At 73.9% G+C, this 6,990-nt stretch carries 3 protein-coding genes and 2 pseudogenes; all 5 read left to right on the top strand.

Annotated features, from left to right (window positions below; translation table 11 throughout):
- Window positions 1-573: pseudogene (locus RH94_RS41415) on the top strand (hypothetical protein); the annotation flags it as partial.
- 416 nt (window positions 574-989) lie between these two features.
- Entirely contained in the window at window positions 990-1,334 is a 345-nt protein-coding gene (locus RH94_RS16420; RefSeq protein ID WP_073948334.1) for a MerR family transcriptional regulator, read from the top strand.
- 229 nt (window positions 1,335-1,563) lie between these two features.
- A complete protein-coding gene (locus tag RH94_RS16415; protein WP_079189065.1) occupies window positions 1,564-2,106 on the top strand; it encodes an ATP-binding protein in 543 nt (180 codons plus the stop codon).
- Between the two features lie 170 nt (window positions 2,107-2,276).
- Complete coding sequence (locus RH94_RS16410; RefSeq protein WP_073948333.1) at window positions 2,277-6,161, top strand: hypothetical protein; 3,885 nt, start codon at window positions 2,277-2,279, stop codon at window positions 6,159-6,161.
- A gap of 178 nt (window positions 6,162-6,339) precedes the next feature.
- Window positions 6,340-6,990, top strand: a pseudogene (locus RH94_RS43550) (BREX-2 system phosphatase PglZ); the annotation flags it as partial.

The following is a 6,990-nucleotide window of genomic DNA, read 5'->3' as shown; positions in this document are numbered from 1 at the left end:
CACCTCTCCCCCGACCTCCGCCGCATCCCCCGTGGCATGCACGACGAGTTGACGCAGCTCACCGCCCGCTGGCTCGCCGCCGGACACACCCCCGCCGCCGTCCGCACCCACCTCCTGCGCGGCCTCCCCTCCGACGGCACCCCGGTCCACCGCCCCGGCGGCCTGCTGCGCTACCTCCTCCGCGACGTACCGCCCCCGCCGGACCCGCCCGTCCCCCACCGCGCACAGGAGACCGTGGCCGTACGCCCCACCCACGAACCCGGTCAGGACCACCCCACCCGCCTCTCGCCTCGGCTCGCCACCCTGCGGGAGTGCGAGGGCGACCACGTGCAGGCCACGCTGTTCCGTCCGGTCGGTGACGAGACACGCTGCCCCCGGTGCCGCCAGGTGGCGCACAGCGGCCGTACGTCGGTCGACGCCAGAGCCGTTGATCACGGCACGGCTGTCCCGAGTCGGTTGTGCCGCCCGGCTCGGCACATGCCCGCCGGGCCGGGACTCAACCCGGGGCAGAAGTCTTCCGAGAGCACGCGCGGCAGGAGTCCGCACATCGGCCACGAAGAAAAACTGTCATGACGAGAGTAGACATTGACTCGTCACAGGGTTATTGTTTCTGTCGTAGCCAGGAAGTCGAAGAGGGCGCGGCAGACACGAACTGCCGTGCGAGCAAGTCAAGCAGGACACGGCCCCAGGAGGGCCGTGAGCAGTACCCGCGGTATCCAGCAGTACAACCGAGAAACCGAAGGTAAGGAGCAGAACGCCATCCAGGATCGCCCGGGCGAGGAAGAAGTCCGCCCGGGTACCGCAGAGGCCCCGGATTGGAAGGTGGTCCCCGGTCACGCATCCGCGATCCCCGCAGCCCCGCCCTCCCGGGTGGACCCTGCGGACGAAGAAGGCCGGCACAGTGTGCCGGTAGATGGTGTTGAAAGCTCGGGGCCCGGGTGCCGGTACGGCACCCGGGCCCCCCGACGCGTCCCCGAAAGAAGAGGTCTATGCTCCCTGCCGATTCCCGTCCCGCCATCCCCCTCGATGACGACGACTACCCCGCCTACACCATGGGCCGGGCCGCCGCGATGCTCGGCACCACCCCGGCTTTCCTCCGCGCCCTCGGCGAACACCGCCTGATCACTCCCCTGCGCTCGGAAGGCGGCCACCGCCGCTACTCCCGCTACCAGCTGCGCATCGCCACACGCGCTCGTGAACTCGTCGACCAGGGCACCCCCATCGAGGCCGCCTGCCGCATCATCGTCCTCGAGGACCAGCTCGAAGAAGCCCAGCGCATCAACGAGCAGCTGCGCACCCGAGGCCGCGAGTCCCCGTCGGACACCTCGGCCTGACCAGGACACCGGGCGCGAGGTGGGCCGGGGTGCGGCGGACCCGCTCGGCTTCCGACGCCGCTGAGGCAGCCTCGCCGACGCCCCGTCAGGGACGGAACGGTCCGCAGGACCTGTCGCACGGTCCCGGCACCCCTACAGGCCCGACTCGGTCGCCCGGTGCCCCGACAGATCCCGCCCGTGCGGGTGTCATACCTGGTGGGGGGAGGTCCGGGCACGAGATCTTCGGTCCATGACGAGCACCCCCGACCGGCAGCGCCCACCGCTGCGTCCGGCCGCCGAGCAGCCGGTCCTCACCCTCCGTTTCACCGCCTCCCCGCGCGGCGCCCGGCTCGCCCGGCGTCTCGCCTCCCACCAGGTGGACGCCTGGGGGTGGGGCTACGGCACGCCCGTCCACGACGCCGTGGAACTGGTCGTCGCCGAGCTGGCCGCGAACGCCGTCACCCACGGCCGCGTCCCCGGCCGGGACGCCGAGCTGCGGCTGAGCAGGGAGGGCGAGGGGCGCGTACGGGTCGAGGTGAGCGACACCCGCGGTGAGCGACGGCCCCGCACCGGGCCGGTCGGCGGGGAGACGGACGGCGAGGCGGACGGCGGGCGCGGGCTGCTCCTGGTGGCCGCGCTGTCCGTGGACTGGGGCGTGTGCGAGCGGGCCGGGGGCGCGCCCGGGAAGACGGTCTGGGCGGTGATCGCGCCCACCATGGGGGCCGGCCCGGACCTCGCCGCCGTAGGGGGAGGGCGGCCACCGGGGGCCGAGGGCAGCGCGTCCGCGACCTGAGCCCCCCGTTCCGGAACCGGCCGGCCCGCCCACCCCGGCCCATTGCCCCGGCCCGAGCTGGCACGATATGGAGGAGTTGTGCATGGGGCGCGGGTTCACCGACGCGGGCCCCCGAGGAAGCCCGGCCGCGGGGGTGGCCGGGCGTGTGCTGTGGGGAGCGGGAGCGGCTGATGGCCAGGAGCGGCGGGACCGTCGTACTGAGGGACGTACTCGACATCAAGGAGGACGTCTACGCCGGCGACTTCAAGGTCGAGCTGTCCCAGGGGTTCACCGGGCGCTCGGCGGGGCGGGTCGAGGAGTACGTGGTCACCCCGCAGCTCCGGGAGGAGTTCGACAAGGCGCTGAAGCTGGTGCGCGGCGCGGTGCGGAAGAGCGCGTCGTACGCGGCCTACCTGCACGGCTCCTTCGGCGCCGGCAAGAGCCACTTCCTGACCGTGCTGCACGCCGTCCTCAACGGGGAGCCGGCGGCGCGGGCCAAGCCGCGGCTGCGGGAGGTCATCGCCGAGCACGACGAGTGGCTGCGCGGCAAGCGGTTCCTCATGGTGCCGTACCACCTGGTGGGCGCGGCCAACCTGGACGAGGCGCTGCTCGGCGGATACGTGCGGACCGTGCGCGAGCTGCACCCGGACGCGCCGACCCCGACCGTGTTCCGGTCCGACGCCATGCTCGCCGACGCCCGGCGGATGCGGGAGCAGCTCGGCGACGACGCCTTCGTACGGCTGCTGCCCGACGACAGCGGCGGCGGCACGGGAGCGGACGAGGACGACGACGAGCTCCAGGTGATCGGCGCGGGCGGGGCGTGGACCCCGGCCGAACTGGACGAGGCGTTCACCGCGCCCGCCGGGGACCCGCGCCGCGAGCGGCTGGAGTCGGCGCTGCTGACCGGGCCGATGCGGTCCTACGCGGAGAGCGCGCGCGGGGACGCCGCCAAGTACGTGCCGCTGGAGAACGGCCTGTCCGCGATCAGCCGGCACGCCCGCTCGCTCGACTACGACGGCGTGGTGCTGTTCCTGGACGAGCTGGTGCTGTGGCTCCAGGCGCACATGAAGGAGCGCACCTTCGTCAACAGCGAGATCCAGAAGCTGGTGAAGCTGATCGAGTCCGGCGACGCGGACCGGCCGGTGCCGATCGTGTCGTTCATCTCCCGCCAGCGCGACCTGTCCCAGCTGGTCGGCACCGACGTGCTCGGCGCCGACGTCAAGGCGATGGAACAGGCGCTGGAGTACCTCAACGAGCGGTTCGACACCATCGACCTGGAGGACCGCAACCTGCCGGAGATCATCAAGGAGCGGGTGCTGAAGCCGCTGCCCGGCAAGGAGGCGGTGCTGGAGGCGGAGTTCGCCAAGATCGACCGGACCGGCCAGCAGGTGAAGGACATCCTGCTGGACGGCAGCGGCGCCACGCACGCCGACTGGACGGACTTCCGGGCCGTCTACCCGCTCTCCCCGGCCCTGCTGAACGTGCTGGTCGCGCTCTCCGGCGCGCTCCAGCGGGAGCGGACCGGTCTGAAGCTCGTGCAGCAACTGCTGGAGAGGAACGCCGACGCCGCCGTCGGGCAGCTCATCCCGCTCGGCGACCTGTGGAACGTGCTGGTCGACGGGACCGGCGCCGCCTTCACCGACAAGCTCAAGCGGGAGTCGGAGGCGGCGGTGAAGTTCCACGCCAAGGCCCGCGGCCACCTGCTGGAGAAGTACGGCTCCGACACGCACGCCGACTTCCGGGCCGACGACCGGTTCGTGAAGACGCTGCTGCTGGGCGCCCTCGCGCCGGACGTGCCCGCGCTGCGGCGGCTCACCGGGGCGCGGCTCGCCGCCCTGAACCACGGGTCGGTGCGGTCCCGTACCGTGCCCGCCGGGGACGTCGTCGTACGGCGGATGCGGGACCTGCAGGCCGCGTTCCCCTCCGAGGTGCGCTCGGACGGCGAGGCGGACCCGGTGTTCTCGCTGCACCTGTCCGACCTCGACATCGAGCCGCTGCTCGACGCGGTCGCCGAGGAGGACAAGGCCGGGGTGCGGCGGGTGTGGCTGCGGGACCGGCTGTGGGAGGCGATCGGCGTCCGCGACGGGCAGTTCGTCGCCGAGAAGGAGATCGTCTGGCGGGGCACCCGGCGCGTCGCCGAGTTCGTCTTCGGCAACGTGCGCGACCGGGCGGACCTGCCCGACGAGCAGTTCACGCCCGCCACGTCCGGCACCGTGCGGTTCGTCGTCGACTACCCCTTCGACGACGGCGACCACTACCCGAGCGACGACTACCACCGCGTCGAGCAGCTGCGGAAGGACGGCGTCACCGCGCCCACGCTGGTGTGGCTGACCGACTTCTTCTCCGACCAGCGGCGGGCGCAGCTCGGCCGGCTGATGCGGATCAACTTCCTGCTGGAACGCGACCGGCTCGCCGACTACACCGGCAACTTCCCGCCCGACGACCGCGCCAAGGTCAAACGGCAGCTGGAGGTGGCCCGCGACACCCTCACCGACCAGCTGACCGGGGCGCTCGCCGAGGTGTACGGGCTGGCCCGGCCGACCGACTCCAACCCGGGGCCGGAGGTGCCCGACGGGCGCCATGTGCTGTCCTTGCAGCCGGAGTTCGCGCAGCCGAGGGAGGAGGGCGGCAAGGGGTTCGAGGCCAACGTGCTGCACCTGGCCGACGGCATGTTCTCCGCGCTCCACCCGAAGCACCCCGACTTCGGGCCGGACCGCAACGGGCAGCGGAAGGCGGTCAACGCCGGGGAACTGCGGACCGCGCTGGAGTGGATCACCCGGGCGATGGACGAGGGCGGCCGGGCCAACAACGTCGACAGCCACCACCTGAAGACGGTGAAGCGGATCGTGGAGCCGCTGGAGCTCGGCACGGTCCACGAAGGGCCGCTCGTGATGCGGCAGGACTGGCGGACCCGGATCAACCAGGCCGCCGCCGCACACCAGCAGCGCGGCGACCTCGCCGTCGAGGACATCCGCGGCTGGATCACCAGGGACCTCGGGTACGGCGGGCTCGACAAGCTCACCGGCAACCTGCTCATCGCCGCGTACGCGCTGCTCGACGACCGGGCGTGGGTGTTCCAGGGCGGGCCGGAGCGGGAGGCGCCCGCGCTGGGCGAGATCGGGCCGGGCTGGTCGCTGCGCGCGCAGCCGCTGCCCGGCGAGGAGGAGTACGCGGCGGCCCGGGAACGGGCGGCGCGGCTGTTCGGCGTCGCCGTCAAACCCGCGCTGTACGCGCGCAACGTCAACCGGCTCGCCGACGAGCTGCGCGCCAGGGCAGAGGCGTGGGAGAAGGACGTCGCCGGGGTGCGGGCCTCGCTGGAGCGGCACGCGCCGCTGCTCGGTCTGGACACGCCGGGCGAGACGGCGCCGCGTACGGGAATCCTGCGCGAGGCGGCCGGGCTGCTGGCCCGGCTCACCCGGCACGGCGGCGACGCCACCGCGCTGGTGCGCGAGCTGGCCGCCGCGTCCCTGACCGCCGGGGAGCGGGACCTGAACACCGCCATGGGCAGCGCGGGGGAGGTGCTGCGGGCGCTGGACGGCACGGACTGGCCCGCGCTCAGGAACGTCCACGGGCTGACCTCCCGCGAGGACGGCGTCGGCGACCGGGCGCGGCGGCTGTTCGCCGAGATCGCGCGGACCGCGCGGGCGTCCGAGTTCGAGCGGTCCCTGGTGCAGGTGCTGGACGGGGTCCGGGACCAGGCCAACGCGATCATCAACGCGGCCCTCCAGGTGGAGAACGCGTTCGTCGAACCGCGGCGGCCGACGACTCCGCCGGGGCCGCAGGACGTGCGGGTGACGGAGCCGGAGGTGGCCACGCGCCATCCGGAGGACCGGCCCGGGGACGCGGACGTCCTGCCGGACGGTGGGAGCGGTGTGCCCGCCGGTGAGCCCGCGCGGCCCGCTCGGTCCGGGCGTCGGGTGGTCGCCGCGGGGGCGGGGACCACCGCGCTGGAGGACGAGCTGGTGACCGGGCTGGCCGCCGTGCGGGAGGAGATCGCGGCGTTCCGTGCCGCGCATCCGCACGCCGGGGTGGAGATCACCTGGCGTGCGGTCGTGGACGACGAGGGGGCTCGCTGATGGCCGTCGTCGTGCGGGACAGGGTTCTTCGCCCCCGCCGCCCCTGCCCGTTCCCGTCCCTCGGGGGCTTCGCCCCCGAACCCCCTGGGGGTGGGGACGGGTTCGCCCGTCGGGTGCGGGTGCGTGGGGGGCTGGTCGCGCGGTTCCCCGCGCCCCTTGACCGGCACGGAGTCGCGCGGTGAGGGCGGGGCGGCCCGGTGCCGGACGGCGTGCCGTCGAAGTGCTGCTGGAGACGGAACTGCCGCGCGCCGAAGGGCGGCGGCTCGTGCTGGTCGATGCCGTGTGGGCCGGTGGCGACGCGGAACGGGAGTTCACCGTCCAGGTCGACGGTGCCGCCCGCCGGGTGCACGTCACCGACCAGGACTCGCCGCTCGGCATCGCCGACGCCTGGAGACACCACACCACCGAGACCGACCCCGGCGGGGACAGCGTCCTCGTCGTCACCGGCAAGGTCCCCGCCGACCAGCTCGGCTGGGACCTGCGCGGGCACGCGGTGCGCCGCCGCCCGCTGGCCGTGGACCGCGCCGACATCGTCAAGCAGCTGTTCGGGGCGGCCGACCTGGACACCCGCATGGTGCGCGAGCACTGGCTGCTGGACGCGCTGCTGGAGGCCGAGCCGCCCGGCGGCTGGCCGCGGGTCGGCGCCGTCCTCACCCGCGACCGGGCCCTGCGGGCCCTGCTGGCCGCGCGGGTGGGGCTCGGGGACACCGGCTCCGACTCGCTGGACCTGGACGCCGACACCCTCTTCGACTGGAGCCGGACCCCGGCCGGGCCGCGCCGGTTCGCCGAGCTGCCCGAAGCGGAGCGGGCCGGTCTGACCGAGTGGCTG

Origin of the sequence: Streptomyces kebangsaanensis, from assembly GCF_001906585.1 — a bacterium.
GTDB lineage: Bacteria > Actinomycetota > Actinomycetes > Streptomycetales > Streptomycetaceae > Streptomyces > Streptomyces kebangsaanensis.
This window is presented reverse-complemented; position numbering and strand designations above follow the sequence as displayed.